The organism is Streptomyces pristinaespiralis (genome assembly GCF_001278075.1).
GTDB classification, from domain to species: domain Bacteria; phylum Actinomycetota; class Actinomycetes; order Streptomycetales; family Streptomycetaceae; genus Streptomyces; species Streptomyces pristinaespiralis.
Genome location: NZ_CP011340.1, coordinates 8,425,286 through 8,451,169, shown reverse-complemented (window position 1 = coordinate 8,451,169; position 25,884 = coordinate 8,425,286). Strand labels below are relative to the sequence as shown.

The window sequence follows — 25,884 nt, the reverse complement described above, 5'->3', positions numbered from 1 at the left end:
TTCGAAAATTTCGATCTCGCTATGGCGATTGCCCGTCAGATCGCGTCGTATCCCACCTCCTCGTAGACCCGGTCCCACCAGGTGTCCATCTCGAATGCGGGCGGGTCGAGCTCCCGCAGGCGGTCCCGGATTTCCATCCCGAAGGCGACCCGGGCCTCCCCGGCGGGGTCGTCGTCGCCTCCGTAGTCGTCCGGCGGCTCCAAGTCGTCGAAGTCGTCGACGTGTTCGCAGCGGTACTCCCAGGCGGCGAGCGCGTCGAGGAAATCGATCATGGATGAGTTGACGAACCGCTTGGCGGGGTCGACGCCTTCCGCGAGCACCCACACACGGCCCGTCTCGTCGAGGACGTACTCGGGAGCGGGCCATGTATCGGTCAGTCCGAGACTCCAGAAACGGCCGGCCACACGCGAGAAGGGCGCCGAGCCGGGCACCGGCAGACACATCGTGTCCCCGTGCGGCAGCCCGTACCTGCGGGCCACCTCCAACGCCTCCCGTACCGGCGCGGGCCAGTCGGCCACCTCGCGTGCGTCCGCCGTGGGCAGGTCGAGCGTGCCGTTCTGAGCCCAATGGCCGGGGCGCACCCAGTGAGGGGTGTACCGCCCCGAGCCGTTCTCCTCGGCCACCTGGTGGGCTCCCCTCCGGACGCCTGTTTCGAGCTGTGGAACCATCCCACACACAGCGTCCATGCCGTCCGTGGGGGTCCAGTTCCGTGCCTGTCTCCGCCCGTCTCCTCGCCACCCTCCCCGCACTGCTGAGCCCTGCGTCGGCGGACGCCCCGCACTGCTGAGCCCTGCGTCGGCGGACGCCCCGCACGTGCTGTGCGGGCCCGGCCACCGGCTTCTGGTGCAGCGCGGCGACACCGAGGTAGCCGTCCGCGACCTGGACCAAAACGGGCCGGAGGTCCGCTTCCCCGCGCCGTGGCCACGTGGATTCGGCTCGGTGACGGTCTCTCCGGCGGGGGACGTGGCCGTGTTCGCCGGCGTGCACGCGCTGCGGGCAGTGGACCGTGCGGGTGCCGTGCTGTGGGAGGTCCGGCATGGCTGCTGGTCCTCCACCGTGTGCGCAGAGCCCCACACCTCCTTCGTCGAATACGCCGACGACCGCAACCACCGCTACGCCGACCACGGTTCGGCTGCTTTCTCCCCCGACGGCAAGCTCCTCTGGGCGCACGTCCGCAGCGACTCGGGGGAAGACCTGGAGGAGTGGCTGGTCCTGGACCCCGCCGACGGCACGGTCCTGGGCCGGGTCGGGACGGGGACGGTAGGGTCTTCGTTCCCCACCCCCCACCCAGACCCCGCGTACATGGGCCTGACCGTCGGCGAGGGTGACGAGGACTCACCCGCCTTGTGGGGGCGCTGGGACGGCCGGACGCTCTCCGTACGGCGACTCGACGAGCAGGTGCTCCTCGCCGTGAGCCCGTCCGGCCGCCACCTCCTGGCCACGGATCCGGGGCAGTGGTGCCTCTACCTCCTCCAGAAGGAGGACGGCGAGGAGCTGCGGCGACTCGCCGCCGCGGACGCGGTACCGCCGCCCTCGGGCGACGACCACGCGCGCTGGGACTACGAGGCGGCCTTCCCTCACGACGACGCCGCTGTCGTGGGCACCGGGTACGACATGGGCGACCCCCGCCACTGGCTCGTCGACCCAGCCACCATGACGCTGCGCGGCCGGATCGCCTACCCCTTCCCCGTCCACGGGAGCGCTCGTGGGGCGGGCCACGGCACCTGGTACACGGTCTCCCAGGACCAGACGCTCCTCTACCTGTGGCGGCTCGACGGGCGTTGAACCCGCACACCCGGACATGTCGTGGTGCGCACGGTATGACGACACGCCGACATGGTCACTCCAACGTCCAGGAACCCGACCCCGCGGTCGAGTGGAGACCACCAGATGAGCAGTTCAGCCATACTTGGCGTGATCTGCTTGGTGGTGATGGCCGCAAACTCGCGCGCAACGTCGCGGGTGAGGCAACTTCAGCGGACCGCGACGGCGCAAGCGGGGGGCCGGCTGCATCCCCGGCTCACCCGCCGGGCGGCATGGGGCGATCACGAAGGACCGCTGCCGATCATCGAGGGCACACCGTGATCCGCCTGTCGGTCGAGAAACTGCCCAGCGGCGGCGTGAATGAGCCTGTCTGGCTGTGGTGGTCGGGCACCGGCGCCGATCCTCAGGACGCGTCGACCGCTGTTGGCAGGCGTTCCTTCGCCGGTTCGACGTGGAGCGCACCTTTCGACTCTCAAGCAGACTCTCGGGTACTCATCCTGGGTCGTCACAGGGAAAGCTCAGCCATTTCCCGCCGATGATCGAGCAGCCGGAGCCGACCATCTGGCGCCTCGAGCTGGTGGCATCCCGCCCGCCTGGTCCCTCGGCCGCCGGGCGGACCCCGAGGCGGAAGTGTGCAGCAGATGTCCTTGCCGGCCAGGGATGACGTCGGGGGTGTGGTCATACGGCAGCGAGTGGAGCCTGCCGCCGGGGGACGGTGTTCCTGCTTGGCGTCTACCGGCGGGCGGTGGCCGGCCGGAAGGCGGTCCTCCTCATGACGGGCTCTCTCCGCCCCCGTCGCCCATGGAGAATGTCTGACCCGATGCTCCACCGGCGTGGTCGGCCGGGCCGACGGGCGTCTGCCAGTGACTGTTACTGCCATGGTCGCGCTCGCGCCGCACGTCGATGGCCCACTGGATCACGCCATAGAGCACAATAACCGCCGCGAAACCGCTGATTGCGACCCACAATTCCACTGGTGCCACCTCGTCTCAGCCCTCAGGGGCCTGCGGACAACCGCAGGCTCATTGCTTGGTTCGAAGTCAGCGTCCCCCGCATGCCACCGTGTGACGGCGCATTTGAGGAAGCTCAGAGGTGCTCTCCAAGGAGTCCGTGTGCGGACCGACCAGTCCGGTCAGCTCGTCCGGGGAGCGAACGAGCGCCGGCGGAACAGGCTCTTGACCTCAAGTTCGGATGAGGTACGACACTCGGGGTATGGAGATCACAAACAGTGGCACCATTCTTTTCCGCAACACCATGCGCATCACCGACGGCCGGCTCGACGGCTTTCGGCACGCCATCGCGCGCGCGGTGGCATTTGCTCAAGAGAACGGCCCCCAGCTCATGGTGGAGGTCTTCGTCGATGAGGAGCGGATGCTGGCGTACAGCTTCCAGCTCTACCGGGACTCCGATTCCATCCGCACCCACTGGCGGCTGTCTGACCCGTACATCCGGGAGGTTATGGAGCACTGCACCGTGCAGCACTTCGAGGTATTCGGCCATCCGGACGCGGACATCGTGGCGGCTCTCAAGACTCCCGACGGCGGCTCGTTCCCCTTCTCCGTCTCGCCCCGCCTCGCCGGCTTCAACCGCTTTGAGAAACCTGGAGAATCCTGACGGGGTGAAACGGCCCTCGGTGGGGGTCGCGAGTTGATGTCCGTTTCTGGGGACGGGTGAGGCCGCGGTTGTGTGAGTTTCAGCTGCCGGTCGGGCTCGAAGGTCTCTACGCCCTTGAGTGGTTCGGTGAGCTGGATCGCGTGCGCGCCCGCGCGGGCTTGATGTGCTTGCGGGTGAGCTCCTGGGCATGCAGGAGCCGGGCTCCACGGGGCCGGAGGGGGCATGGCTGTGGGGTCATAGGCCGGCCGCTCCGTCGATGCGTTCGCGGAGCAGGTCGGCGTGGCCGTTGTGGCGGGCGTACTCCTCGATCATGTGGATGAGTACCCAGCGCAGCGACACCGTGCCGCGCCAGGGGTCCTCTCCTTCGACGTCCAGGTCGGGGGCCTCGGTGACGAACCGTTCGGCGAAGGCCACCTCGGTCCGCCATGTCTCCCACGCCGCGGCGACCGTCCCGGGATCGTCCGTGGCGCCGTCGAAGTCTCCGTCGGGGTCCGCGGGCGAGGAGAAGAGGGCCGGTGCGTCGTGGGCGGCAAGGACCCGCCGGAACCAGCGGCGTTCGACGTCGGCGAGGTGCCGGACCAGGCCGAGGAGCGAGAGCGTGGAGGGCTCCACGGACCGCAGGGACACCTCCGGTCCCAGGCCGGAGCACTTCAACTGCAGCGTGGCGCGCTGGGCGCCGAGGACATCGACGAGCATCAGTCGTTCGTCGCCGGTCGTCGGGCCGGTGAACCGGCGATCGTTGTCGGCGCCGCCGAACAGTTCTGCTCTTCTGGTGGGATCGCTCATGTCCGCCCGTCTCCGTTCGCGCTGCTCGTGCTGTGCGGCCGTGGCTGCCACGGTCGTTTCGTTGGGGAGGGGTGAACGCCCGTCAGGGTTTCACCGCGTGGAGCACCCGCATCCCCGTGGAGTCTGCGGCGTCGTGGCGGGCCTCCAGTCCCGCCGTCCGGCACTGTGCGACCAGCCAGGAGGACGCGAGCCGCAGCTTGGGGTAGCTGTGGCGCTCGGCGAGGAGCCGGTCGTAGTGGTGGGCGCTGGTGTCCCCTGCGGCGCGGGTCATGGTGTGCTCCTTCGGGTTCGTGTGCCGAGACGCCGGCCCTCATGCCGTCGCGGGTCTTCTCCGGGCGGTGGAACGGCGCTTCCAGTAGGCGACGGTCAGCACGGCCAGCAGTGGCCCCCACAGGGTCAGCGGCGCGTAGCAGATATAGAACCAGGCGGATTCCCAGCCGCCGGCCCGGCTGGGGAAGTCGGCCGGCTGGTCGCCGCCTCGGATGGTGGTGCCCCTGATTTCGGAGACGGTGAACAGGAGGGTGAACAGGAGGGTGAGGATCACGGCCCCGGTGGCAGCGGGGAGGGCCGCTGCTGTCCGCGGGACCCGGCGGCCGCGCAGGACCGGGATCCAGCGCGGGAACACCTCGCCCCAGCGGGCGATCAGGCCGATCGCGGTGAACGCGAAGGCTTCGGACAGGATCGACAGGGAGACGACGTACGCCCGTTCGCCGGGTCCGGGACCGCCGTCGAACGCGGCCGGGAGTCGCCAGATGCTGGAGGGAAGGACGGCCAACGGAACGGCGTAGGCGAGGAGTTGGATGCGCCGTGACACTCCGGCTACGGGCTCGTGGGCGGTCCGCCATGTGGCGTGGAATCGTCCGAGGGGCGGTGGCGGTTTGTCGGCGTGCAGGAGTCGTGGCATGTGCGGTCCTCGCTTGGGTGGCCTGCTGTTCGGCCCGTTGGGTCATGAAGATCCCAGTCAGGTGGGCCTGTGAGGATCGTGCTGGGGGCTGAACGCGCTCCGCTTGACGGCCGGCGCAGTGGTGCGACCGGAGGATGACCGTGCAGCGGAACGCGGTTGGTGTGCCGTCCGGTGGATCGCGGGGTCCGCCGCAGCCGGTGTCGGTGCCGCGTGCCACGATCTGCCCATGACTGACAGCCCGTCACGCGACAATCACGACACTTACGACGACGCCGTCCACACGGTGGCCGAGCTGCTGGAGGCGGACTTCGGTGACTGGGAGCTGGCCACGGTCAGGGAGCTGGTGGCGTCCCGTCCGGGGTGGGAGCAGGGGAAGGTGTACGACGGCCAGGTGGTGGTCACTCCTGGCCGGCCCGGCACGCAGCTGGTGCTCGAGGCGGGCAAGCTCGGTTTCGACTCCACGCGGTACACCTACGGGCAGGTGCATCTGCTGGATCACTCCTACCGGCCGTCGCCGGGGGGTGCGGCCGCCTCTCGCATCGCCGCTCTCGCGGAGGCGCTTGCGGGGGTCGGCGAGCCGGTGCGGTACGAGGACTGCGGTGGTGCCCCCGGGCTGCGCTGGCGCGGGGAGCGCCACACCGTGATCTTCCAGAGCAGCCGGCGGGCCAGCCGGCTTGCGGTGCACCCCCTCTCGCCGCTGCATGGTGCCGCGGCGGAGATCGCCGAGGCGTTGCACGACGGTGGCAGGCCCGGTGAGCGGGAGCGGGTGCTGTCCTACGGGCCCGGCGCGACGCTCGCCCGGCGCAGGGCGGCGTTCGGTGAGGTCTACGACGCTGTTGTCGGCCGTATCGGTCTTCCCACGCTGCACGGTGGTTCGGCCGAGGGGCCGGGAGTGCGGTGGCGGAACGAGCGGCGGTTGCTGCTTCTCACCGGGGACCGCGCGGGTGTGGTGCTGGAGGTGCACGACACCGGGGAGTCGGAGGAGGAGGAGCACCGCACGTTCAAGTGGGGCGGGCCGTGGAGCGCGGACGAGCCGTCGGACTTCCGGCACCTGCCGTATCTGTGGCAGCTGGACCGCGGCGGTCCGGGGTGGGGGCCCGACGTGTTTCCGGGTGGCCGGCTGGCACCGAGCCTGGACCACCTGCAGGATGCGCTCACGGTGTTGCTGGGTTCGTTCGTGGAGCACCTGCCGCCGCAGGTCGGTCTGAACTGGACGGGTTTTGTGATCACCCACAACGGCCGTGACAGCGTGCGGCTCGGGTTCGATCCCGAGGAGGGTCTGCGGGCCTACCGTGCGGACCGTGCCGAGGAGGACTCCGCCGAGAAGGCGGCGGCGATGCGGGAGATCGGCTGGCAGCACCGCGAACGTTGGCAGTGGAGTGCCCGATTCCCTGAGGCGGCCGAGGAGTCCGCCGAACGGGCCGCGCGCCTGGTGGTCGCCCAGTTGCGCGCGGACGGGGTGCGGAACCCGGGTGAGGAGTGCGGGCTGCGCGATGTGAGCTGCAACGACATGGGGACGCTCGATCTTTACGGGGCGGGCGTCGGGCGCTGAGCCACGCCGTTCATCTGTGGTGGGGAGCTGGGCGTGGTGGGGGTGAGGGCGCTGTGTCCCGGCGGGGAGCCGTGCCGCTCGGGACGGCACGGCTCCCCGGACCGGGGCGCAGCCCGCCCGGTCCTGTCGGCGGACGCAGCTGCTCCTCCCTGTCTACGGCCCCGGGTGCGGTTCGCGCGACCGGAGCCCCGGTGAGTCGCCGACGGGGCTCCCTCGTACGGATGCTTCTGCTCCGGCCGGCGAACCGGACGGCCTGACGCAGCCGTCGGGACCGGCATGCAGATCGATGAGCAGAACATCGCCGAGCCGGGTCTCGTGGTCCTGGACATCACTGCCGCCGACGAGGACACCGTCCGCGCCGTGTTGGACGGTCTCCAGCAGCAGTGGGTCACCTCCGGTGTCACGCCGGTATGGCGCACGCCGGGTGAGGCGGGAGTCAGAGCGCGCGTGTACGCGGACGTACGCCGCCGTCCCGATCCGCCGGCCTAGCCTCGTCCGGCGAGCCGAGGGCAGCCCGGCCTGATCGCCGGCCGGGTGCCCTCTTGGCGTGGTGGCATTTCGCAGGCGCTCCGTCGTCCGGTTCGGTTATTCGACGTCGACCCAGTCGAGGCTGCGTTCCACGGCCTTCTTCCAGCCCGCGTAGCCCTTTTCCCGTTCCTCGTCGCTCCATTGGGGCTCCCACCGCTTGGACTCGTGCCAGTGGGAGCGGAGTTCGTCGGTGTTCTGCCAGAAGCCGGTGGCGAGTCCGGCCGCGTAGGCGGCGCCGAGGGCGGTGGTCTCGGCCACGACGGGGCGGCTGACCGGTACGCCGAGGACATCGGCCTGGATCTGCATGCACAGGTCGTTGGCGGTGACGCCGCCGTCGACCCGCAGGACGTCGAGGGCGACGCCGGAGTCCTGTGCCATCGCTTCGGCGACGTCGCGGCTCTGGTAGCAGATGGCTTCGAGGGTCGCTCGGGCCAGGTGTGCGTTGGTGTGGAAGCGGGCGAGGCCGACGATGGCGCCGCGGGCGTCGGAGCGCCAGTACGGGGCGAACAGGCCGGAGAAGGCGGGGACGAAGTAGATGCCGCCGTTGTCCTGTGCCTGTCGGGCCAGTGCCTCCACCTCGGAGGAGGAGCTGATGATGTGCATCTGGTCGCGGAGCCACTGGACGGCGGAGCCGGTGACGGCGATGGATCCTTCCAGCGCGTACACGGCCGGTTCGTCGCCGAACTGGTAGGCCAGTGTGGTCAGCAGGCCGCTGCGGGACCGGACGATCTCCGTGCCCGTGTTGAGGACCAGGAAGTTTCCGGTGCCGTAGGTGTTCTTGGCTTCGCCGGGGCGGAAGCAGACCTGGCCGACGGTGGCCGCCTGCTGGTCCCCGAGGACGCCGGTGATGGGTACGGCGGTGCGCAGCGGGCGGGTGGTGCGGGTGGTCCCGAACGCCTCGGGGTGCGAGGAGGGGTTGATGGCCGGGAGCATGGCGCGTGGGATGCCGAAGATGTCGAGGAGTTCGTCGTCCCAGTCGAGGGTCTCGAGGTTCATCAGCATGGTCCGGCTGGCGTTGGTGACGTCCGTGGCGTGGATGCCGCCGTTGGGGCCGCCGGTGAGGTTCCACAGGACCCAGGCGTCGGTGTTGCCGAAGACGGCCCGGCCGTTCTCTGCGGCCTGGCGGACGCCGTCGACGTTCTCCAGGATCCATTTGATCTTGCCGCCGGAGAAGTAGGTCGCCGGCGGCAGGCCTGTCTTGCGCCGGATGAGTTCTCCGTGTTCCCGCTCGAGGGCGGCGGCTATGGAGTCGGTGCGGGTGTCCTGCCAGACGATGGCGTTGTAGTGGGGCTGGCCGGTGTGGGGGTCCCAGATGACGGTGGTCTCACGCTGGTTGGTGATTCCGATGGCCGCCAGATCGGCTGCGGACAGGGCGCCTTGCCGGACGGCGTTCTGCATCGTGGAGTTGGTGCGTTCCCAGATTTCCACGGGGTCGTGTTCGACCCAGCCGGAGCGCGGGAAGATCTGTTCGTGTTCGAGCTGGTGGCGTGCGACCTCGTTGCCGTCGTGGTCGAAGATCATGAAGCGGGTGCTGGTGGTGCCTTGGTCCACCGCACCGACGAACTCGGGCATGGCTGGCCTCTCACTCGTCCGGTCACTCGTCCGGTCACTTGTCCGGCGCGGGCACCCGGCCGGGTTCCTGTTCGGCGACGGGCAGGAAGCGGCTGATCAGCAGGCGGTAGAGCAGCGCTCCGACCAGGCCGCCGATCAGGGGGCCGGCGATGGGCACCCAGAAGTAGAGGTCGCCGTACTGATCTCGCCAGGCGCCTCCGTAGCCCGTCAGGAATGCCGCCAGGCGGGGTCCGAGGTCACGGGCGGGGTTGATCGCGTAGCCGGCGTTGGTTCCCCAGGCCATGCCGATGGCGACGACGATCAGGCCGATGATGAAGGGGGCGAGATTCGCGCCCGGCGGTGTGTTGAGCAGGTCGGTGACGGCGAAGACGAGCAGTACCAGCAGGGCGGTGCCGATGATCTGGTCACGGAAGGCGCCGAACTGGCTGATCGGGAGTCCGCCGTTGCCCGGCAGGGTGGAGAAGACGATCTCCGTCTTGTCGGTGTGGCCGGGGTCGGCCTTGGCCAGCACCTCGCTGTAGTTCCAGCGCACCAGCAGGGCGGCCACGAAGGCGCCCGCGGTCTGGGCCAGGGCGTACGGCAGGACCTTGCGCCACGGGAAGCCTTTGAAGGCCGCCAGGGCGAGGGTCACCGCGGGGTTGATGTGGGCGCCGCTGATCCTTGCCGCCACGTAGACGCCCAGGACGACGCCCAGGCCCCAGGCCCAGGCGATGCTGTCGTGGTCGCCCAGTGCGCCGTCGGTCAGCGCACCGCCTGCGACGACCTGTGCGACGACACCGCATCCGATGAGGATGAGGATCATGGTGCCGGCGAACTCGGCAGAGAGTTCACCGATGAGACGTGACTTGGACGTCGGTTCCGGCATGTTCTGCGCCTCCCGCCCAGATGGTCGGGCCGATTACGGCCGCGTCCCGGCCATGCTCTCCCGCAGGGGCGCGGTCGGCATCTCGGGTGGGCTCTCCGGGGAGCCTGCGGCGGGGAGGCGGGCGGCGGGTCAGCCTTCGACGGCGGTGTCCTCGCCGCGGTTCTCGGCGAATTCCCACCAGGCGAGGGGGAGCCAGTCCCCGTCGACGAAACCGTCGACGGCCGACCCGCGGCCGTTGATCGACACGGCGGTTCCCGGCGGGTAGGTGGTGCCGGACAGTCCGGACACGGGGACGAGCAGGGTTCCGAGGCGTCGTATCACTGTTCGGGTTCTCTTTCTGCGGGTCTCTGCGGTCCTCTATGGGTTTCCGCGCGGGTTTCTTGGTGTTTCCGCTGGTCTTCCGGGGGTTTCGTCCCCGGCTTGCGCAATCCGCGCATACACGCATACGCAATGACAGTAGCCAATTTGTCCCATGCGGAACAACGGGCGGACCATGAGATGGAGCACGAATGCACGAAGGCACGAAGGCACGAAGGCACGAAGGCACGCAAAGCAGCAGTGCCGAGCGGAGGTGCGTGAGCATGAAGGCCGTCGTCTACAAGGGGCCGTTCGAAGTAGCGGTCGAGCAAGTGGAGAAGCCCGGGATCCAACACCCGAACGACGTGATCGTCCGCGTGACGTCGACAGCGATCTGCGGTTCCGACCTGCACATGTACGAGGGCCGCACCGCCGCCGAGCCGGGCATCGTCTTCGGCCACGAGAACCTCGGGATCATCGAGGAGACCGGGGACGGCGTGTCGTCCCTCAAGCCGGGTGACCGGGTGGTCATGCCCTTCAACGTCGCCTGCGGATTCTGCAAGAACTGCACGGCCGGCTTCACGGGCTTCTGCGTGACCGTGAACCCCGGATTCGCCGGCGGTGCGTACGGCTACGTCGCGATGGGGCCGTACAGCGGAGGCCAGGCCGAGTACGTGCGGGTGCCGTATGCCGACTTCAACTGCCTGAAGCTCCCGGAGGGCGACGCCCACGAGAGCGACTTCGTCCTGCTCGCCGACATCTTCCCCACCGGTTACCACGGCAACGAGCTGGCCGACGTCCGTCCGGGCGAGAGCGTGGCGGTGTACGGCGGCGGGCCCGTCGGGCTGATGGCCGCCTACTCCGCGATGCTGCGCGGCGCCAAGAAGGTGTTCGTCGTCGACCGGGTGACCGAGCGGCTGCAGAAGGCCGAAGAGATCGGCGCGATCCCGGTCAACTTCACCGAGGGCAGTCCGGTGGAGCAGATCAAGGACCAGACCGCGGGAGAAGGCACCGACAAGGGCATCGACGCGGTGGGCTACCAGGCCCAGTCCCAGGCACGCGGCGAGGAGCGCGAGGAGCCGGCGACCGTCCTGAACTCGCTCGTCGAGACGGTCCGGCCGACCGGAGCGCTCGGCATCCCTGGCCTGTACGTGCCGGCCGACCCCGGCGGGCCGGACGAGCAGGCCAAGAAGGGCATGCTGCTCGTGGCGATCGGCAGGCTCTTCGAGAAGGGACTGCGCCTGGGCACCGGCCAGTGCAACGTCAAGCGCTACAACCGGCAGCTGCGCGACATGATCATCGAGGGCCGGGCGCGGCCCGGCTTCGTCGTGTCGCACGAGCTGTCGCTCGACGAGGCACCGTCGGCGTACGAGAAGTTCGACAAGCGCGTCGAGGGCTACACCAAGGTCGTCCTGCACCCGAACCGGTGACCTGATCCGGGACGGCCGACCGGCCGGGGCGCGGCGGGGCCGCCCCCGGCCGGGGCCGTGCGGCCGGTGGTGGTCTCCCGTGGGTGGCGCAGCGGCTTGCTGAGCGGCCGATGGGCTGGGTGGTGACAGCTGGTGAGCGGTTCGGTGCGTTGCGTGGCCCGGTGAGGTCGTGGAGGCGGGCGCCTGTCCGGCCGTGTTGTCCTCGCCGCGGAAGGTGACGGCTTCCCTGCCGATGCCGAGAGCCTCGAGCAGCACGTCCAGCGCCGCTGGTGGTCCGGCAGGAGAGGTGAGGAGCGTGGTCCGCGGGCGTCGGGCGGGCGGGTGCCAGGGCCCCGGTGCTTGGCAGCGGGGCCCGTGGCGGGGCCGGGGTCAGTCGAGGGGAGTGAGTGTGCTGGTGCGTGCCAGGTTCGCGTACCAGCGTGAGCTTGCCTTGGGGATGCGCTTGCCCGTGGGGTAGTCGACGTAGATCGTGCCGAAGCGCTTGCTGTAGCCGTAGCCCCACTCGAAGTTGTCGAGGAGGGACCAGAGGAAGTAGCCGCGTACGTCCACGCCCGCCTCGATCGCCTGGTGGACCGCGGTGAGGTGGCCGTGGAGGTAGGCGATCCGGTCCGGGTCGCGGACCTCGCCGCTCGGGTCGACGTAGTCGTCGAAGGCCGCGCCGTTCTCGGTGATCACCAGGGGTGTGCCGGGCAGGTCGGCGCTCAGGCGCAGCAGGAGGTCGTGCATGCCGGTCGGGTCGACGGCCCAGCCCATGGCGGTGGTGTTGCCGGGCGGGAGGTGGAAGGCCACGTTGTCGGCGCCCGGCCAGGGGCTGTGGTCGCTTCTGCCGTGGCCGTCGGAGCCGTGGTGTGTGCCGTCGGCGGCGGCGGAGACCAGTGTGGGTGTGTAGTAGTTGACGCCCAGGAAGTCGAGCCGCTGCTTGATGTCGGCGGTGTCGCCGTCGCGTACGAAGGACCAGTCCGTGAGGTGGGCCGTGTCGCGCAGCAGGTCGGCGGGGTAGGCGCCCTCGAACATCGGTCCGGTGAAGACGCGGTTGGCGAGGGCGTCGATGCGGCGCGCGGCGTCCACGTCGGGCTCCGCCGTGGTGAGCGGGCGGACGTGGTGGATGTTGAGGGTGACGGACACCTGCGCGGCGGCGGGCAGGTTGGCGCGCAGTGCCTGGACCGCCTTGCCGTGCGCGAGGTTGAGGTGGTGGGCGGCGCGCAGGGCGGCGACCGGCTCGGTGCGGCCGGGTGCGTGCACACCGGAGCCGTAGCCGAGGAAGGCGCTGCACCAGGGCTCGTTGAGCGTGGTCCAGGTGTGCACCCGGTCGCCCAGGGCGTCGGCGGCGAGTGCGGCGTACTGGGCGAACCGGTCGGCGGTGGCCCGCTCGGGCCAGCCGCCGGCGTCCTCGAGTTCCTGCGGCAGGTCCCAGTGGTAGAGGGTGGCGACGGGCTGGATGCCCTTGTCGAGCAGTTCGTCGGTGAGGCGGCGGTAGAAGTCCAGTCCCTTCTGTACCGCCGGGCCGCGGCCGGTGGGCTGTACGCGCGGCCAGGCGATGGAGAACCGGTAGGCGCCGACGCCGAGGTCGGCCATGATGGCGACGTCCTCGCGCCAGCGGTGGTAGTGGTCGGTGGCGATGTCGCCGGTGTCGCCGTTGCGGACCTTGCCCGGGGTGCGGGCGTAGGTGTCCCAGATGGAAGGGGTGCGGCCGTCCAGCGCGGCTGCTCCCTCGATCTGGTACGCGGCGGTCGCCGTGCCCCACAGGAAGCCCTGCGGGAAGGTGCGGGTGGCGGGCGCCTGGGCGGCGGGGGCGACGTGCCGGGTTGCGGTGGTCACGGGGGTCCTTCCGGTGAGCGGGAGAGGAAGTGAGGAGGGGTGAGGAGAAGGGAGAGGGCTCGTCGGCGCTCGAAGGCGCTCGAGGGTGTTCAACGCCTTGACGGGGCTCAGCCCTTGACGGCGCCCTGCATGATGCCGCCGACGATCTGCCGGCCGAAGACGACGAACATCGCCAGGAGCGGCAGTGTGCCCAGGAGGGCGCCGGCCATGATCAGTGACTGGTCGCGGATGTATCCGGCGCTGAGCTGGGTGAGCGCGACGGGGACCGTCGGGTTGCTCATGTCCAGGGCGATGAACGGCCAGAAGAAGTCGTTCCAGGCGTGCACGAATGTGATCATGAACAGGACCGACATCGCGGGCCTGGCGATCGGCAGAACGATGCTCCAGAAGATGCGGAGCGAGTGGGCGCCGTCCACCCGGCCCGCCTCGACGAGTTCGTCGGGCAGGGCCTCGGCGAGGTACTGGCGCATGAAGAACACGCCGACGGCGCTGACCAGGGTGGGGAAGATGACGGCGGGCAGTTTCTGCCCCCAGCCCAGGTCGCTCATCATCATGAACAGCGGTACGACGCTGAGTTGGGGCGGCACCATCATCGTGCCGATGACCAGCATCAGCAGGACGTTGCGTGCCTTGAACCGCAGCTTGGCGAAGGCGAACCCGGCCAGGGTGGCGAAGAGCACCGTGGCCAGGGCGATGCAGCCGGCGACGATCAGGCTGTTGATCATCGCCTTGCCCATGGCGGCCTCGTCCCAGGCCCGGGCCAGGTTCTCGAACAGGTTCGGCCCGGGCAGCAGCGGCGGCGGTGTCTGGGTGACGCGCGTGTTGTCGGTCGAGGCCGCCACCATCGTCCAGTACAGCGGGAAGAGCGAGGTGAGGGCCGCGATCGCGAGGAGCACGTAGGCGAGCGGGCCCGCGTGGTGCTGACGGCCGGCCCGTATGCGCAGCGTCGGGCGGCGGCGTGTCCGGCCGGTCGATTTCTGCACGTCACCGGGCCTGGGCTCGGCCCGGGCCGGGAGGCTGTCGGTGGTCATGATGCGGTGCTCCTGGTCGGTGCGGACCTGCGGGACGCGGCGCGCCTGACGACGCGCTGGATGACGAACACGAGGACCAGCAGGAGGAACATCACCCACGCGACGGTCGCGGCCCGGCCCATCTGGTAGTTCTTCCAGCCCTCCTCGTAGAGCAGCAGTCCGAGGGTCTGGTACTGGTTGTCGGCGCCGCCGGTGATGCCGTTGGGGCCCTGTCCGAAGATCAGGGGCTCGCCGAACAGCTGGGTCGCGCCGATCGTCGACAGCACGATGGTGAAGACGATGGTGGAGCGGATGCCGGGGACGGTGACGGTGAGGAACTGCTGCCAGCGTGAGGCGCCGTCGATGGCGGCCGCTTCGTAGCGCTCGCGCGGGACGGCCTGCATGGCGGCGAGGTAGAGCAGTGCGTTGTAGCCGGTCCACCGCCAGATCACGATCGTCGAGATGGCGATCTGGGCGGCCCACTTGTTGTTCTCGAAGTCGACGTTGTCGAAGCCGAACAGGCCCAGCATCCAGTTGATCATGCCGAAGTCGCGTTCGAAGAGCATGGTGAACACGAGCGCGGCCGCGCCGACGGAGGTGGCGTACGGGGTGAGGGCGGCGACCCGGAAGAAGGTCGAGCCGCGCATACGGTAGTTGAGCAGGTGGGCGAGACCGAGGGCCATCAGCAGCTGCGGCACGGTGGAGATCACGCCGAGGGTGATGGTGTTGCCGACGGCGTTCCAGAAGCGTTCGTCCTCCCACAGCGCGACGTAGTTGTCGAACGCCACCCACTCCATGACGTTCATGGTGGCGAGCTCGACGCGGTGCAGGGAGATCCACGAGGTGTAGACCAGCGGGTAGAAGCTGAAGGCGGCGAAGACGATGAAGAACGGGGCGACGAAGGCGTAGGGCGCGCCGCGCACGTCCAGCCGGTGGAGCAGGGCGCGCCGGCGCGGGGGCGCGCTGTCTTCGGGTGCGCCGGGCGCCGGGTGCTTGCCGGCGGGTCCGCCGGCCGGCGCGACGGGGGTGGAAGCGGCCACGGGGACAGCCTTCCTGTGAGGCCTGGAGGTGGAGGGCCGGGGTCTGTCGTTCGGATCAGGCCGGATCAGCGAGCGGGGTCCGGTGCCGTGCATCGCAAGGCGGAGCAGGGAGTCCCGCGGAGCGTCGGCGACTGCCGGCAACGCAGCGAGGTGCGGTGCCGGGGCACGCGGGCCCGGCAAGATCCGAACGAGGGGCCCCAGGGTCCCGGTGACCGCGTGCCCGACCGGGCGGCGCGGTCACCGGGGTGGAGGGGGGCGGACTCAGCCGGTGGCCTTCTCGATCCGCTCGTCCGTGGTCTTCCAGGCCTCTTCCGGGCTCTTGTTCTGGGACTCGATCAGCGTCAGGCCCTGCGAGAAGATGTCCTTGATCGTGCCGTCCTTGCGTCCGAGGACCTGCTCGTCGGGGATCTCCTGGGCCGCGGCGCCGAAGATCTCGCCGATGGGCGCGTTGCCGAAGTACTCCTGCTTCGCCCCGGTCACGGCCGGCGACGTCAGCGCCTTCTGCGAGGAGGGGAAGTTGCCGAGCTTCTGGAAGACGAACTCCTGCTGCTCGGGCGCGGTCAGCCAGGCGACCAGCTTCTTGGCCTCTTCCTTGACGGGGCTCTGCTCCATCACGCCGAGGAAGGAGCCGCCCCAGTTGGCGCCCTTCGGGGCCTTGGCGACGTCCCACTTGCCCTTGTTCTTCGGTCCGGCCTTCTCCGTGATGTGGCCGAGCATCCACGCCGGGCAGACGGTGGTGGCGAAGGTGCTGTTGGCCAGGCCCGGGTCCCATCCGGGCTGGAACTGGCGCAGTTTGGCGGTCAGTCCCGAGGTCGCGGCCTGCGAGGCGAGGTCCCACGCTCCGGTGACGGTGGGGCTGTCGCGGTAGATCAGCTTTCCGTCCTTGTCGTAGAACTGCTCGGAGTTGCCGTAGATCATCGCGTTGAACAGGCCGCTGGCGCTGTCCATGAAGGCGACGCCGTCGCCCTTGAAGCCGGCCTTGAAGTCCTTGCCCGCCTGGACGTACTTCGACCAGTCGCCCGCCCACAGCTTGGCGACCTCGTTGCGGTCCGTGGGCAGTCCGGCCTGCTCGAACAGGTCCTTGCGGTAGCAGACGGCCATCGGGCCGATGTCGGTGCCGAGCCCGATGAGCTTCTTGTCCGGGGTGGTGACCTGGCTGAGCTTCCAGGGCAGGTAGTGGTCGATGCCGGGTACGCCGGCGAGGTCGACGAACTTGTCCGCCTGGGTGTCGACGAGCTCCTTGGCCCGCCCGATCTCTATGCCCTGGATGTCCTTCAGGCCGCTGCCGGCCGCCAGGTGGGTCTGCAGGGCCGTGTAGTAGGTCTGCTCGTCACCGGCCACCTCGGCCTTGATCGTGACGTTCGGGTTCTCCTTCATGTAGCGGTCCAGCAGACCGGTCTCCTTGTACCCCATGACGCCGAAGAGGCCCATGGTGATGGTGACCTTGCCGTCCTTGACGCCGCCGCCGGTGCCGGAGTCACCGCCGCCGCCGCTGCAGCCGACGATCAGGCCGAGAGCGGCAACTGCGGAGACAGCGCCCGTAATTCTTGTACGCAACAGCTTCTGATTCCTGCTCATGGTGTCCTCCCCAGCGACGGTGCCGACGCACCGGAATGCGGACCTGGTGGCCCGCCGAGCGGCCCGATTCACTGGTGGGCACGTTCCCAACGTACGATGGGAACGTGCCCACCAAGGTGCACGAAGACTGGCGGCCCTGCTGCATGCCTGTCAAGAACTTGAAACCAGTTCGTCTCGCGACGTACACCTGCGGGCGGTCCGGACGGGCCGCCGGGGACAGCGACGACTTCTGGCACAATGCGCTGCCTGGCGGCGCATCACGCCGATCGACGAGGGAGGAGCCATGGGGGGCAGCCGGCGGCCGACCATCAAGACCGTGGCCGCGCGGGCCGGTGTCGGCCGGACGACGGTTTCGCGGGTCATCAACGGTTCGCCGCTCGTCAGCGACGAGGCGAGGGACGCGGTCCTGGCGGCGATCTCGGAGCTGGGGTACGTGCCCAACTCCGTCGCCCGGGGCCTGGTCACCAGCCGGACCGACTCGATCGCCCTGGTGATCCCGGAGTCGGAGAGCCGGCTGGGCTCCGAGCCCTACTTCTCCGCGGTCATCCGAGGCGTCAGCACCGGCCTGGCCGACACCCGCACCCAGCTCCAGCTGGTTCTCGTACGGGACAAGGGCGAGCAGGACCAGCTCACCGACTCGGTCGCCGCGCGCCGGGTGGACGGCGTCCTGCTGGTCTCGGTGCACGAGCGGGACCCGCTGCCGGGTCTCCTCGAGGACATGGGGCTGCCGACGGTGCTCGCCGGGCGCCGCTCCCCCGCCGAGTCACTGAGCCACGCCCACTCCGACAACGTCGGCGGGGCGGCCGCCGCGGTGCGGCACCTGGTGGAACGGGGCCGGGAAACCATCACCACGATCACCGGCCCGCTCGACATGGACGTCGGCCGGAGCCGTCTGCGCGGCTGGCGCGAGGCCCTGGACGCGGCGGGCCGGGACTCCGGTGAACACCTGGTCGCCGCGGCCGACTTCACCGAGGAGGGCGGCAGGCAGGCGATGCGTTCGCTTCTTGAACGGGTCCCTGGTCTCGATGCCGTCTTCGCGGCGTCCGACGTGATGGCGGTCGGCGCGATGACCGAGCTGCGCGCGCAGGGCCGGCGCATTCCGCAGGACGTGGCGGTGATCGGCTTCGACGACTCCTTCATCGCCCGGCACACCGACCCTCCGCTGACGACGGTGCGGCAGCCGGTGGAGGAGATCGGGCGGACCATCGCCAGGATCCTGCTGGCCGAGATCGTCGATCCCGACGCCCCTCGGCAGCATGTCGTCCTGCCCACGGAGCTTGTCGTCCGCGACTCCACGTGAGTCCGGGCCCGGCCAGGGGGTGGGCCTTGGCCGGGCGGGGTGGGCGCGGTTCGCCGTGGCACGCTCCGTCGGGCGCGGCCGGGGCGGCGCGGCCTGGGTGGGCGCGGTTCGCCGGGCGCGGCCGGGGCGGGCACGTCGAGGGCGGTGGAGGCGGCACGTCGCGGTGGCGGGGCGCACGTCGCGGGTGGTCTTCGCGTGAGCGATGAGTCGGTGCGGCGGATCGGGTCTGTCCTGTATGACTCGGATCATCGCTGACATCTCGGTCTCACTCGACGGATTCGTCACCGGCCCCGACCCCGGCCCGGACAATGGTTTGGGCACCGGCGGCGAGGCCCTGCACACCTGGGCGTTCTCCGACGACCCCGACGACCGGCGGGTCCTGCGCGAGGCGACCGTCCGCTCGGGCGCCGTCGTCCTCGGCCGCCGGCTCTTCGACGTGGTCGACGGGCCGAACGGCTGGGACGACACGACCGGCTACGGCGCCGGCGAGGTCGGCAAGCCCGCGTTCGTCGTCGTGACGAGCTCGCCGCCGGAGTCGGTGCGGCTCACCGGCCTCGACTGGACGTTCGTCACCACCGGTCTGCCCGACGCCGTCGCCGCCGCGCGCGAGCGGGCCGAGGCGGCGTCGTCGGACAGCGGCAAGGACCTCGACGTCGTCCTCATGGGCGGCGGCGCCACGGTCGCCTCGGCGCTCGACGCCGGGCTGGTCGACGAGCTGACGCTGCACCTCGCGCCCGTCGTACTGGGCGCAGGGACGCCGCTGTTCACGGGCGTGGCGCGGCGGGCGCTGGTGCAGCGCAGCGTGACGTCGACATCGACCGCGACGCATCTGACCTACGACGTGCTGTGAGGACGTCGTTCGCGTGAACTTGCCGTCCGGTTGCGGGTGTCCACCGCGAGCCTGCAGGTGGCCACCGGCCGCCGGATGCGGACGAATTGGTCTTGCCGCTGATCTTGTGGTGTCAGGTCCGGTACGGGTGTACGGCGACGTGGTCTGCTTCGACGCTGATCTCCACCCAGGATCCGTCCATGTCGCTGGGGAGCGGTGATGCCGTGTCAAAGAGCACGGGCCAGTTGCCCAGCTGAAGCCAGGGGCCGGCCTCGGCGGGGCGGAGGGTGAGGCCCATGTCGGACCGGGTGCACGGGTTGCTGCGCTGCCCGTCACGGGCTCGGCAGCCGCTGGCCGGCCGCGAGTCGGTCCAGTACGGCCAGTTGCTGAGTGATGCGTTCGGTGGACCAGGACCGAAGCCATGCGGAGTGTTCCGGGCCGTATGCGCGCGGGATGCTTTCGACGCGCATGATCAGTGCGAGATAGATCCGGTAGAGCGCGAGCCGGCTGCGGGCGGCGGGGGTGGTGGTCGGCAGGTCGGAGGTGACGGAGCGGTAGCCGGCCATCAGGTCGGGGTCGTCCTCGGCTGCGCCGAGCGGGTCGAGGCCGACGAGTTCTGCCAGCGGGTCACCGAAGAAGGCGCGCTCCCCGTCGATGAGGCCGCCGAACCGCCATCCGCCGTCCCCGTCCCGGGTGAGGATCACGTTGCCCTCCCAGGCGTCGAAGTGGACGAGCGCGGGACGGCTCACCTCGTCGAGTGCGTCTGCGAAGCGGTCAGGGAGGGCGGCGAGCGTGTCGGTGGCGGCGGGCAGCGGTGAGCCGAAGCGGGACGCGTCCTTCAGGACGGCGTGCATCATGCCGGTGAAGGCCTCCAGCCAGGTGTCTCCCTGCAGTCCGGGTACGGGTTGGGGGTAGCCGAACCGGGGGCCGGTGGCGGTGGCGGTGCGGGCGAGGGCCGAACCCAGTCGGTGGCGGAGTGCGGGCCGTCCGTCGGCGGGCAGATCCTCCCCCACCTCGCTCCACGTGCTGTCCGCGAGGAAGTCGAGCAGGAGCCATTCGCCGGGGTCGTCGGGACCGGCGGGTTCGTAGTGGAGGACCGTGGGGACGCTTACGCCCTTGGTGGCGGCGAGACGATGGAAGATCGTCTCGGTGCCCAGCAGCTGCCGTTCATGGGTGAGCGCGGGGGCTTCCGCCGAGGGTGCGGACTTGAGCACGAGGCGTCGGCCGTCCGCGAGTTCGAACAGGTGGACGCAGTTGTAGAGGCCGCCGGTCAGTGCCCGTCCGCCGGCCACGTCGACCGGGCCGAGCGCGCGACGGAGCCTGTGCACGGCGCGTTCGTAGGTGGTGCCGGAGGGCTTGGCGGGGGCGTTCACCGCGCACCGCCGACTGGTACGTGCCCGGCCGGGCGGGCATGGGCGGCGGCGCTGCGCGCCCGTAGGGGCCCGGGTATCGGGGGCCGTCGGGCCCGGGGCGACCGGAGTGTCGCGGACCGACTTTGTGCGCGTTGTGCGGTACAGGCACCGTTGTGCCGCACGTGACCCTCCGTCCATCGAGTCGCTTCAACCGGCCACTGCAGGAAGCGGTTGACAGTTTTTCAGGGCCGACGGGGCGGCACCAGGGCTTTCCTCCGTGTCGAAGCGCTTCGTGGGCAGGTGCGGCGATCCCGCGCGTCGCCGTCGTGGTGGCCTGCTCCCGGCCCGTGTGCGGGAGCGTCGCCGGCGCCTGCGATCCCGCGCCGGCACCCCAGTGCGCTCTGTTCCTCGGTTCCGCGTCGTGGGCACCTTTGTGTCCTCGCGTGGGCGTGTCTGCGTCGCATGGGCGCGCGAGGCGAAGACGATCTCACCATGGCACCCGCAGGATGCGCGGGAGTCGTTTTTCGTATGGAACAAGGAGATCGCCATGGCCACCGGCACCGTGAAGTGGTTCAACCCGGAGAAGGGCTTCGGCTTCATCGAGCAGGACGGCGGCGGGCCGGACGTGTTCGTCCATTACTCGGCCATCGCCAGTACCGGATTCCGTGAGCTGTTCGAGGGGCAGAAGGTGCAGTTCGACGTGACACAGGGGCCCAAGGGGCCCCAGGCGGAGAACGTCACACCCGCCTGACCACCCTTCCGCCGCCGCTCCTGGCCGTCAGCGGTCCGCCCGCGCCCAGTCGGTGAAGAGCGGGTACCGGGTCGGCCGGCTGCCGGGGCCGGAGTGTGCCGGCGTGCCTCCGCCTGCCGCTGTGTCGTGATGACCTCGGTGACCGATGCGGTGCTCCACTTCCCCGGCTCCACGGGGGCCGGTTGCCGGCTCGTCCGCGCGGGCCGGGGCGCCGGCCACCGGGGTCTGCGCCCGGTGGGTGAGAGCAGTTCGCGGCGCGAGTGGAATCACCGGCCCGGCGGGGCGGGGACGCCGTAGGTTCCCAGGCATGGTGCATGTACTCGGCAGCAGGGTTTTGCTGCGTCCGACGGATCCGGACCGTTCCCGCGCCTTCTACGGCGGGGCGTTGGGGCTCGCCGTCAGTCGCGAGTTCGGGACGGGGCCGGAGCGGGGCACGGTCTATTTCCTGGGCGGCGGGTTCCTGGAGGTCTCGGGGCGCTCCGAGAACCCGCCGGCGCCGGGCCTTGGGCTGTGGCTGCAGGTCGAGGACGTGCAGGCGGCGTTCGAGGAGCTGCGGGCAGCCGGGGTGGAGGTGCTGCGTGCTCCCGTGATGGAGCCCTGGGGGCTGATCGAGATGTGGATCGCGGACCCGGACGGGGTGCGTATCGCTGTCGTGGAGGTACCCGAGAACCATCCCTTGCGTTACCGCCCCTGAAGGTCCCGGGCCGGGGTGGTGTCAGGGTCGGCGGGCCGGGGAGGCGTTCCGCGTGCCGGTGGTTCAGGTGGTGCGGTGCACGGCGACGGTGGCGGAGCGCGGGCGGCCGTTCCTGCTGTGGTCCGGCCAGTTGCTGACGGCGCGGGGGTTGTCCGGGCCGGGGGCGCCCCAGCGTGCCGTGCGCTCCCCCGGGTGCTGGATGTTGACGAACAGTGTCTGTCCGTCCGGGGTGCTGGTGACGCCGGTGACCTCGGCGCCGCGTGGGGCGGTGAGGAAACGGCGGACCTCCTTGGTGGTGGGGTCGGCGGCCAGCAGGGCGTTGTTCCCGGCCGTCCGGTGGATGTCGTCGGGGCCGTTCAGCGTGTGGCCGGAGACGCCGGTGGAGATCCAGAGTGTGCCGTCCGCGCCGAACCACAGGCCTTTGGGGGCGGCGAACGCGCCGTCGGCCCTCAGGGCGGGGTCGTCGGGGGTGAGGAACTCCTCCCAGTGGAAGGAGAGCGGCGTCGCGCCGTCCCCGTCCCTGTCCGGTGTTGCTTCGCTCTCGCGCCAGCGGATGACGCGGCCGTAGGGGTCGGCGCTCCGCGCGCACGGCGTGTGCGTGGTGCCGTTCGCGGCTTCGCCGGCGCACGGGGAGCTTCCGGTGCTGTTGGCGAGTGCCAGGTAGACCCGGCCGTCGAGCGGGCTGACGGCGACCCGTTCGGGCCGGGCGAGGGGGGTGGCGCCCAGGGCGTCCGCGGCCGTCCGGGCTCGTACCAGGACGTCGGCCTGGTCGTGCCAGCCGTTGGCGCGGGTCAGTGGGCCGTGGCCGTGGGTGAGGGGCAGCCACCGGCCGGTGCCGTCGGGTGAGATCCTCGCCGCGTAGAGGGTGCCGTGGTCGAGCGGGCTCCTGCCGAGGTCGCGCAGCCGGCGCCAGTTGTCCGAGCTGACGAACTTGTAGAGGTGTCCGCCGTCCTCGGCGTCGGTGCTGTGGAGCACCAGGCGTCCGGCGGTCTCGGTCACGGTGGCGCTGCCGTGGGCGAAGCGTCCGAGGGCGGTCCGTTTGACGGGCAGGGCGGAGGGGTCGTGGGGGTCCAGTTCCACGATCCAGCCGAATTCCTCCGGTCTCGCTTCGGGGGCGGCCAGGTCGAACCGCGCATCGAAGTGGTGCCAGGGGTGGCCGAAGCCGTTGGCGGACAGGCCGTAGCGCACGTGCTGTTCGTCGCGTCGCCAGTGGGGGTCGTCGGTGCCGAATGCGGCGTTGACGTTCTCTTCGGCCGCCAGGTAGGTGCCCCAGGGGGTGATGCCGTGGCCGCTGCAGGCCAGCACGCCGCGCGGTCTGCCGTCGACGGCCACCGGGCCGGAGAACCGCACGGGTGTGTCGCCGGTGACACGCCGGTTGCGGGCCGAGTCCACCGCCTGCCAGGTCCCGGCGGACCGGCGCACCTCGAGCACGGTGAGGCCCTGGGCGGCGATCGCCTTGTCGGCTCCGCCGCCCAGCAGGTCGGGGTCGGTGGCCTCGTGGCCGATCACCAGCAGTCCGTGCCGGTTGCCTGCCGCTCCGTCGGCCAGGGGGAAGAACTGCACGCCGTGGTGGTGGCTGCCGACCTGCTGGGCCTGCTCGGCAGCCGTGTCGCCGGCGTCGGTCCGCCACCGTGGTCCGGACGCGCGGATCGGGCGGCCCCAGGGTGCGAGGACGGTCGCGGTGCAGCCCGTGGGGACGGTGACCGTGTCCGACTCGCTCGCGGCCACGGCGGTGAAGGGCGCCAGGGGCCGGCGTGCCGTGGCGGACCGGCCGGCCGATGGCGCGGCAGCTGCTTGCGGGGCGCCGAGGACGAGCAGTCCGGCGGCGGCGAGGGCTCCGCCGGCGACGATGTTCCGTCTGGAGGGGCCCGTTGCGTCGGGGCGGGCGGTGTCCGCGTCGGCGTGGCGGTCGTCCCTCATCAGAATCTCCCCTGGTTGAGTGCGGTTTGCAGGGCCTTGGTCGTGCCCGTGCCCCAGTCGCCGTCGACGGTCAGGCCGGCGCCGGTCATGGTGTTGAGGTGGCGTTGCATGGCCTTCACCGTGGCCGGGCCGGTGTCGCCGTCGACGATCAGGCCGGCGTCGGCCCAGGTGTTGAGGTGCTGCTGCAGGGCGCGCTTGGATTCCGGTCCCCATACGCCGTCGGCACTGGCGCCGATCGCGTACTGCAGTGCGGTGACGGTGGCCGGGCCGAAGGTGCCGTCCACCGTCAGTCCGGCGCCGCCCTCGTAGCGGTCGTAGGCGGCTTCGGTGGCGGGGCCCCACAGGCCGTCGGGGTCGACGCCGACCTTGGTCTGCAGCCACTTGACGCCGGCCTCGGTCCTCGGGCCGAAGAGGCCGTCGACGTCCAGCTTCGGCGTGTGGCCGAGGCCGTTGACGGCGTACTGCTGGGCGGTGACCGAGCGGATGGTGGTCAGTCCGCCGTCGGCGTTGGCCGACCCGCCCGTGTGGGCCACGTAGGCGGCTTCGGTGGCGGGGCCCCACAGGCCGTCGGCGCCGACGCCGACCTTGGTCTGCAGCCACTTGACGCCGGACTCGGTCAGGGGGCCGAAGACGCCGTCGACGTCCAACGGGGGTGTGTATCCGAGGCCGTTGACCGCACGCTGCTGCGCGGCGGCGGTGCGGATCGTCGTCAGGCCGCCGTCCGATCCGCCGCCGCCGTTGTACGCGACGTAGGCCGCCTCGGTCAACGGGCCCCACAGGCCGTCGGCGCTGACGCCGACCTTGGTCTGCAGCCACTTGACGCCGGTGTTGGTGAGCGGGCCGAAGAGGCCGTCGACGTCCAACGGGGGTGTGTATCCGAGGCCGTTGACGGCTCGCTGCTGCGAGGCGATAGAGCGTACGTCGGTGAGGCCGCCGGCGGAGCCGTCGCCCGGGGGTTCGCCGTTGTAGACGGGCGAGCCGCCGACGATGGGGTAGGTGGTGCCGGGCATGCCGTTGCGGACCCAGGTCCGCAGGTCGTTGCCGGGGCACTGGGTGGAGCCGATCGCGCTGTGATAGGTCCTGGTGAGTGTCTTCCCGGCGTAGTCGTTGGCCTTGAAGTAGAGGCTGCGTATGGAGTTCTTGGCCGCCTGGGTGGCGTCGCCGTCCCGCCCGATGAAGCACACGCCGAAGTGGCTGGTGTTGTAGTCCTTCGCGTGTGCGCCGACGGTCATCCAGCCGCGTCCCTCGAAGATCCGGCCGGACCGGTCGACCAGGAAGTTGTAGCCGATGTCCCACCAGCCGTTGCCGTCCATGTGGTAGTTCTGGATGGCCCGGGGTGTCTGGGAGGTCGGACCGGCCGAGTAGTGGACGGCGAATCCTGTGCGCTGCGACGGTGTGACGCGGTCCTCGTCGCGGGGCGGGCGGGCTCCCCACTGGCTGCGGGAGATGATCTGCAGGCCGTCCGGTTCCTTGCCGGCCACGGGCATGCCGGGGTCCATTTCGGAGCGGGCGGCCGCGTACGAGGTGAGGTTTCCGGGGCACTCCGTGTCGTAGCCCAGTGAGTGGGGCAGCAGGAGGCCGCCGGCTCTCTTCGAGGCCGATACCTCGGCCCGCAGATGCCAGATCAGGTTCTTGATCGAATCCCGCATGGCCTTGGCGGGGGCGTCCTGCGAGCGGAGAAGGCCGCAGATCGAATAGAAGCCGGTGTTGCGGCCGACACCGTTCACGTAGCCGGGGGCGTTCCCTTCGGCCCTGCGGTATCCCCGGCCTTCGTAGATCTGCCCGTGCGGGCAGACGAGGAAGTTGTAGTGGATGTCGTCGACGTCGAAGAACCCGCTCGCCCAGGCCCGGGCTATTTCGCGCTGGCAGTCGCCCTCCGATTCGGGCCGGAACGTTCCTTCCCCCCGGTGGTGGATGAAGACGCCTCCGGTCCACGGCTCCCACGAGTTCTCGTTCGCAGTGGCTGTCTCCGCGTACTTCTCGACTCCGGCAGCGGTCTTGCCGAGTCGCACCATGAGCAGGGGGATCCGTGGGTCCTCGGCGACGTGCTGGGCCCAGTCCGATCGAGGACGAAGGTGAATCGGCATGGTGCGGGGCTTCCTTCCATGAGGGTGCGTCTTGCCGGGGCGGTGGAGCGGTCGCGGGCGGAGGCCGGGCGCCGGGCGGGTCGGGCGCGCCGTGCCGGGCCGGGTCGGGCCGGTTCGGTTCGGGTCAGGCGCCGGGCCGGTTCGGGTCAGGTCGGGTCGAGCGCCGGGCGCCGGGGCTCGGCAGGGCTCGCAG

The 25,884-nt window shown here is 70.5% G+C and carries 25 protein-coding genes and 1 pseudogene; 10 read left to right on the top strand and 16 right to left on the bottom strand.

Annotated features, from left to right (window positions below):
• Window positions 1–35: 35 nt before the first annotated feature.
• Entirely contained in the window at window positions 36–623 is a 588-nt protein-coding gene (locus SPRI_RS36140; RefSeq protein ID WP_037775672.1) for an SUKH-4 family immunity protein, read from the bottom strand.
• Window positions 624–939: 316 nt separating this feature from the next.
• Here SPRI_RS36140 and SPRI_RS36135 point away from each other — a divergent pair, with 316 nt between their 5' ends.
• Complete coding sequence (locus tag SPRI_RS36135; RefSeq protein ID WP_234020481.1) at window positions 940–1,785, top strand: TolB-like translocation protein; 846 nt, start codon at window positions 940–942, stop codon at window positions 1,783–1,785.
• Window positions 1,786–1,968: 183 nt separating this feature from the next.
• Window positions 1,969–2,259 (top strand): annotated as a pseudogene (locus tag SPRI_RS39660) (NF041680 family putative transposase); the annotation flags it as partial.
• Between the two features lie 275 nt (window positions 2,260–2,534).
• Here SPRI_RS39660 and SPRI_RS36130 read toward each other — a convergent pair.
• Complete coding sequence (locus tag SPRI_RS36130) at window positions 2,535–2,738, bottom strand: hypothetical protein (RefSeq protein WP_005322151.1); 204 nt, start codon at window positions 2,736–2,738, stop codon at window positions 2,535–2,537.
• Between the two features lie 238 nt (window positions 2,739–2,976).
• On the opposite strand from SPRI_RS36130, the gene SPRI_RS36125 reads away from it, so the two are divergent.
• The gene (locus tag SPRI_RS36125; protein ID WP_005322145.1) at window positions 2,977–3,378 is read left to right on the top strand and encodes a hypothetical protein; all 402 of its coding nucleotides are present in this window, start codon (window positions 2,977–2,979) and stop codon (window positions 3,376–3,378) included.
• A gap of 234 nt (window positions 3,379–3,612) precedes the next feature.
• Here SPRI_RS36125 and SPRI_RS36120 read toward each other — a convergent pair whose 3' ends face one another.
• From SPRI_RS36120 to SPRI_RS36110, 3 genes are all read right to left on the bottom strand, one after another.
• Window positions 3,613–4,164: a DinB family protein gene (locus SPRI_RS36120; protein ID WP_005322141.1), complete on the bottom strand. Its 552-nt coding sequence runs from the start codon at window positions 4,162–4,164 to the stop codon at window positions 3,613–3,615.
• Between the two features lie 82 nt (window positions 4,165–4,246).
• Complete coding sequence (locus SPRI_RS36115) at window positions 4,247–4,435, bottom strand: hypothetical protein (RefSeq protein ID WP_005322133.1); 189 nt, start codon at window positions 4,433–4,435, stop codon at window positions 4,247–4,249.
• 39 nt (window positions 4,436–4,474) lie between these two features.
• Window positions 4,475–5,068 carry a hypothetical protein gene (locus SPRI_RS36110; RefSeq protein ID WP_005322132.1) on the bottom strand — a complete coding sequence of 198 codons (594 nt, stop codon included), beginning with the start codon at window positions 5,066–5,068 and terminating at the stop codon, window positions 4,475–4,477.
• Between the two features lie 226 nt (window positions 5,069–5,294).
• On the opposite strand from SPRI_RS36110, the gene SPRI_RS36105 reads away from it, so the two are divergent.
• The gene (locus tag SPRI_RS36105) at window positions 5,295–6,620 is read left to right on the top strand and encodes a hypothetical protein (RefSeq protein WP_005322130.1); all 1,326 of its coding nucleotides are present in this window, start codon (window positions 5,295–5,297) and stop codon (window positions 6,618–6,620) included.
• 276 nt (window positions 6,621–6,896) lie between these two features.
• Window positions 6,897–7,109 carry a DUF6207 family protein gene (locus tag SPRI_RS36100; protein WP_005322128.1) on the top strand — a complete coding sequence of 71 codons (213 nt, stop codon included), beginning with the start codon at window positions 6,897–6,899 and terminating at the stop codon, window positions 7,107–7,109.
• Window positions 7,110–7,205: 96 nt separating this feature from the next.
• Here the strand turns inward: SPRI_RS36100 and glpK are convergent, their stop codons facing one another.
• The 3 genes from glpK to SPRI_RS36085 form a co-directional block, all read right to left on the bottom strand.
• Window positions 7,206–8,720 (bottom strand): glycerol kinase GlpK, encoded by a 1,515-nt coding sequence (gene glpK, locus SPRI_RS36095; protein ID WP_005322127.1) that lies wholly within the window; start codon window positions 8,718–8,720, stop codon window positions 7,206–7,208.
• A 34-nt stretch (window positions 8,721–8,754) separates the two neighbouring features.
• A complete protein-coding gene (locus tag SPRI_RS36090) occupies window positions 8,755–9,585 on the bottom strand; it encodes an MIP/aquaporin family protein (RefSeq protein ID WP_005322124.1) in 831 nt (276 codons plus the stop codon).
• A gap of 129 nt (window positions 9,586–9,714) precedes the next feature.
• The gene (locus SPRI_RS36085) at window positions 9,715–9,906 is read right to left on the bottom strand and encodes a hypothetical protein (RefSeq protein WP_005322122.1); all 192 of its coding nucleotides are present in this window, start codon (window positions 9,904–9,906) and stop codon (window positions 9,715–9,717) included.
• A gap of 260 nt (window positions 9,907–10,166) precedes the next feature.
• Between SPRI_RS36085 and SPRI_RS36080 the strand changes: the two genes are divergently transcribed.
• Entirely contained in the window at window positions 10,167–11,312 is a 1,146-nt protein-coding gene (locus SPRI_RS36080; RefSeq protein ID WP_005322120.1) for a glutathione-independent formaldehyde dehydrogenase, read from the top strand.
• A 369-nt stretch (window positions 11,313–11,681) separates the two neighbouring features.
• Here the strand turns inward: SPRI_RS36080 and SPRI_RS36075 are convergent, their stop codons facing one another.
• The 4 genes from SPRI_RS36075 to SPRI_RS36060 form a co-directional block, all read right to left on the bottom strand.
• Window positions 11,682–13,130 (bottom strand): GH1 family beta-glucosidase, encoded by a 1,449-nt coding sequence (locus SPRI_RS36075; RefSeq protein ID WP_005322118.1) that lies wholly within the window; start codon window positions 13,128–13,130, stop codon window positions 11,682–11,684.
• 107 nt (window positions 13,131–13,237) lie between these two features.
• Entirely contained in the window at window positions 13,238–14,161 is a 924-nt protein-coding gene (locus tag SPRI_RS36070; RefSeq protein WP_005322116.1) for a carbohydrate ABC transporter permease, read from the bottom strand.
• Window positions 14,158–15,180, bottom strand: coding sequence for a carbohydrate ABC transporter permease (locus SPRI_RS36065; protein WP_005322114.1), 1,023 nt, complete (start codon window positions 15,178–15,180; stop codon window positions 14,158–14,160). Before SPRI_RS36065 ends, SPRI_RS36070 begins: the two co-directional genes overlap by 4 nt.
• Before the next feature lie 261 nt (window positions 15,181–15,441).
• Window positions 15,442–16,758: an ABC transporter substrate-binding protein gene (locus SPRI_RS36060; RefSeq protein WP_005322111.1), complete on the bottom strand. Its 1,317-nt coding sequence runs from the start codon at window positions 16,756–16,758 to the stop codon at window positions 15,442–15,444.
• A gap of 283 nt (window positions 16,759–17,041) precedes the next feature.
• Between SPRI_RS36060 and SPRI_RS36055 the strand changes: the two genes are divergently transcribed.
• Window positions 17,042–18,058: a LacI family DNA-binding transcriptional regulator gene (locus SPRI_RS36055; RefSeq protein WP_005322109.1), complete on the top strand. Its 1,017-nt coding sequence runs from the start codon at window positions 17,042–17,044 to the stop codon at window positions 18,056–18,058.
• A gap of 235 nt (window positions 18,059–18,293) precedes the next feature.
• A complete protein-coding gene (locus SPRI_RS36050; RefSeq protein ID WP_037775668.1) occupies window positions 18,294–18,908 on the top strand; it encodes a dihydrofolate reductase family protein in 615 nt (204 codons plus the stop codon).
• A 112-nt stretch (window positions 18,909–19,020) separates the two neighbouring features.
• On the opposite strand, the gene SPRI_RS38660 is transcribed toward SPRI_RS36050, so the two are convergent.
• On the bottom strand, window positions 19,021–19,185 hold the full coding sequence (locus SPRI_RS38660; RefSeq protein WP_158685257.1) for a hypothetical protein: 165 nt from the start codon (window positions 19,183–19,185) through the stop codon (window positions 19,021–19,023).
• Window positions 19,186–19,219: 34 nt separating this feature from the next.
• Entirely contained in the window at window positions 19,220–20,260 is a 1,041-nt protein-coding gene (locus SPRI_RS36045; RefSeq protein WP_234020480.1) for a phosphotransferase family protein, read from the bottom strand.
• A gap of 526 nt (window positions 20,261–20,786) precedes the next feature.
• Between SPRI_RS36045 and SPRI_RS36040 the strand changes: the two genes are divergently transcribed.
• Both SPRI_RS36040 and SPRI_RS36035 read left to right on the top strand, forming a co-directional pair.
• On the top strand, window positions 20,787–20,990 hold the full coding sequence (locus SPRI_RS36040; RefSeq protein ID WP_005322104.1) for a cold-shock protein: 204 nt from the start codon (window positions 20,787–20,789) through the stop codon (window positions 20,988–20,990).
• Window positions 20,991–21,297: 307 nt separating this feature from the next.
• Window positions 21,298–21,684, top strand: a complete 387-nt coding sequence (locus SPRI_RS36035) for a VOC family protein (RefSeq protein ID WP_005322101.1) — start codon at window positions 21,298–21,300, stop codon at window positions 21,682–21,684.
• Window positions 21,685–21,747: 63 nt separating this feature from the next.
• Here SPRI_RS36035 and SPRI_RS36030 read toward each other — a convergent pair whose 3' ends face one another.
• Both SPRI_RS36030 and SPRI_RS36025 read right to left on the bottom strand, forming a co-directional pair.
• On the bottom strand, window positions 21,748–23,604 hold the full coding sequence (locus SPRI_RS36030) for a PhoX family protein (protein WP_053556605.1): 1,857 nt from the start codon (window positions 23,602–23,604) through the stop codon (window positions 21,748–21,750).
• Window positions 23,604–25,691, bottom strand: a complete 2,088-nt coding sequence (locus tag SPRI_RS36025; protein WP_053556606.1) for a peptidoglycan-binding protein — start codon at window positions 25,689–25,691, stop codon at window positions 23,604–23,606. The genes SPRI_RS36030 and SPRI_RS36025 overlap by 1 nt, the downstream gene beginning before the upstream one ends.
• Window positions 25,692–25,884: the final 193 nt, after the last annotated feature.

Coding starts and splice junctions, on each gene's coding strand:
- SPRI_RS36105 (WP_005322130.1), top strand. CDS start 5,295: ATGACTGACAGCCCGTCACGCGACAATCACGACACTTACGACGACGCC.
- SPRI_RS36100 (WP_005322128.1), top strand. CDS start 6,897: ATGCAGATCGATGAGCAGAACATCGCCGAGCCGGGTCTCGTGGTCCTG.
- SPRI_RS36090 (WP_005322124.1), bottom strand. CDS start 9,585: ATGCCGGAACCGACGTCCAAGTCACGTCTCATCGGTGAACTCTCTGCC.
- SPRI_RS36030 (WP_053556605.1), bottom strand. CDS start 23,604: ATGAGGGACGACCGCCACGCCGACGCGGACACCGCCCGCCCCGACGCA.
- SPRI_RS36055 (WP_005322109.1), top strand. CDS start 17,042: ATGGGGGGCAGCCGGCGGCCGACCATCAAGACCGTGGCCGCGCGGGCC.
- SPRI_RS36110 (WP_005322132.1), bottom strand. CDS start 5,068: ATGCCACGACTCCTGCACGCCGACAAACCGCCACCGCCCCTCGGACGA.
- SPRI_RS38660 (WP_158685257.1), bottom strand. CDS start 19,185: ATGGGCCTCACCCTCCGCCCCGCCGAGGCCGGCCCCTGGCTTCAGCTG.
- SPRI_RS36080 (WP_005322120.1), top strand. CDS start 10,167: ATGAAGGCCGTCGTCTACAAGGGGCCGTTCGAAGTAGCGGTCGAGCAA.
- SPRI_RS36125 (WP_005322145.1), top strand. CDS start 2,977: ATGGAGATCACAAACAGTGGCACCATTCTTTTCCGCAACACCATGCGC.
- SPRI_RS36115 (WP_005322133.1), bottom strand. CDS start 4,435: ATGACCCGCGCCGCAGGGGACACCAGCGCCCACCACTACGACCGGCTC.
- glpK (WP_005322127.1), bottom strand. CDS start 8,720: ATGCCCGAGTTCGTCGGTGCGGTGGACCAAGGCACCACCAGCACCCGC.
- SPRI_RS36050 (WP_037775668.1), top strand. CDS start 18,294: ATGACTCGGATCATCGCTGACATCTCGGTCTCACTCGACGGATTCGTC.
- SPRI_RS36070 (WP_005322116.1), bottom strand. CDS start 14,161: ATGACCACCGACAGCCTCCCGGCCCGGGCCGAGCCCAGGCCCGGTGAC.
- SPRI_RS36060 (WP_005322111.1), bottom strand. CDS start 16,758: ATGAGCAGGAATCAGAAGCTGTTGCGTACAAGAATTACGGGCGCTGTC.
- SPRI_RS36040 (WP_005322104.1), top strand. CDS start 20,787: ATGGCCACCGGCACCGTGAAGTGGTTCAACCCGGAGAAGGGCTTCGGC.
- SPRI_RS36025 (WP_053556606.1), bottom strand. CDS start 25,691: ATGCCGATTCACCTTCGTCCTCGATCGGACTGGGCCCAGCACGTCGCC.
- SPRI_RS36120 (WP_005322141.1), bottom strand. CDS start 4,164: ATGAGCGATCCCACCAGAAGAGCAGAACTGTTCGGCGGCGCCGACAAC.
- SPRI_RS36035 (WP_005322101.1), top strand. CDS start 21,298: ATGGTGCATGTACTCGGCAGCAGGGTTTTGCTGCGTCCGACGGATCCG.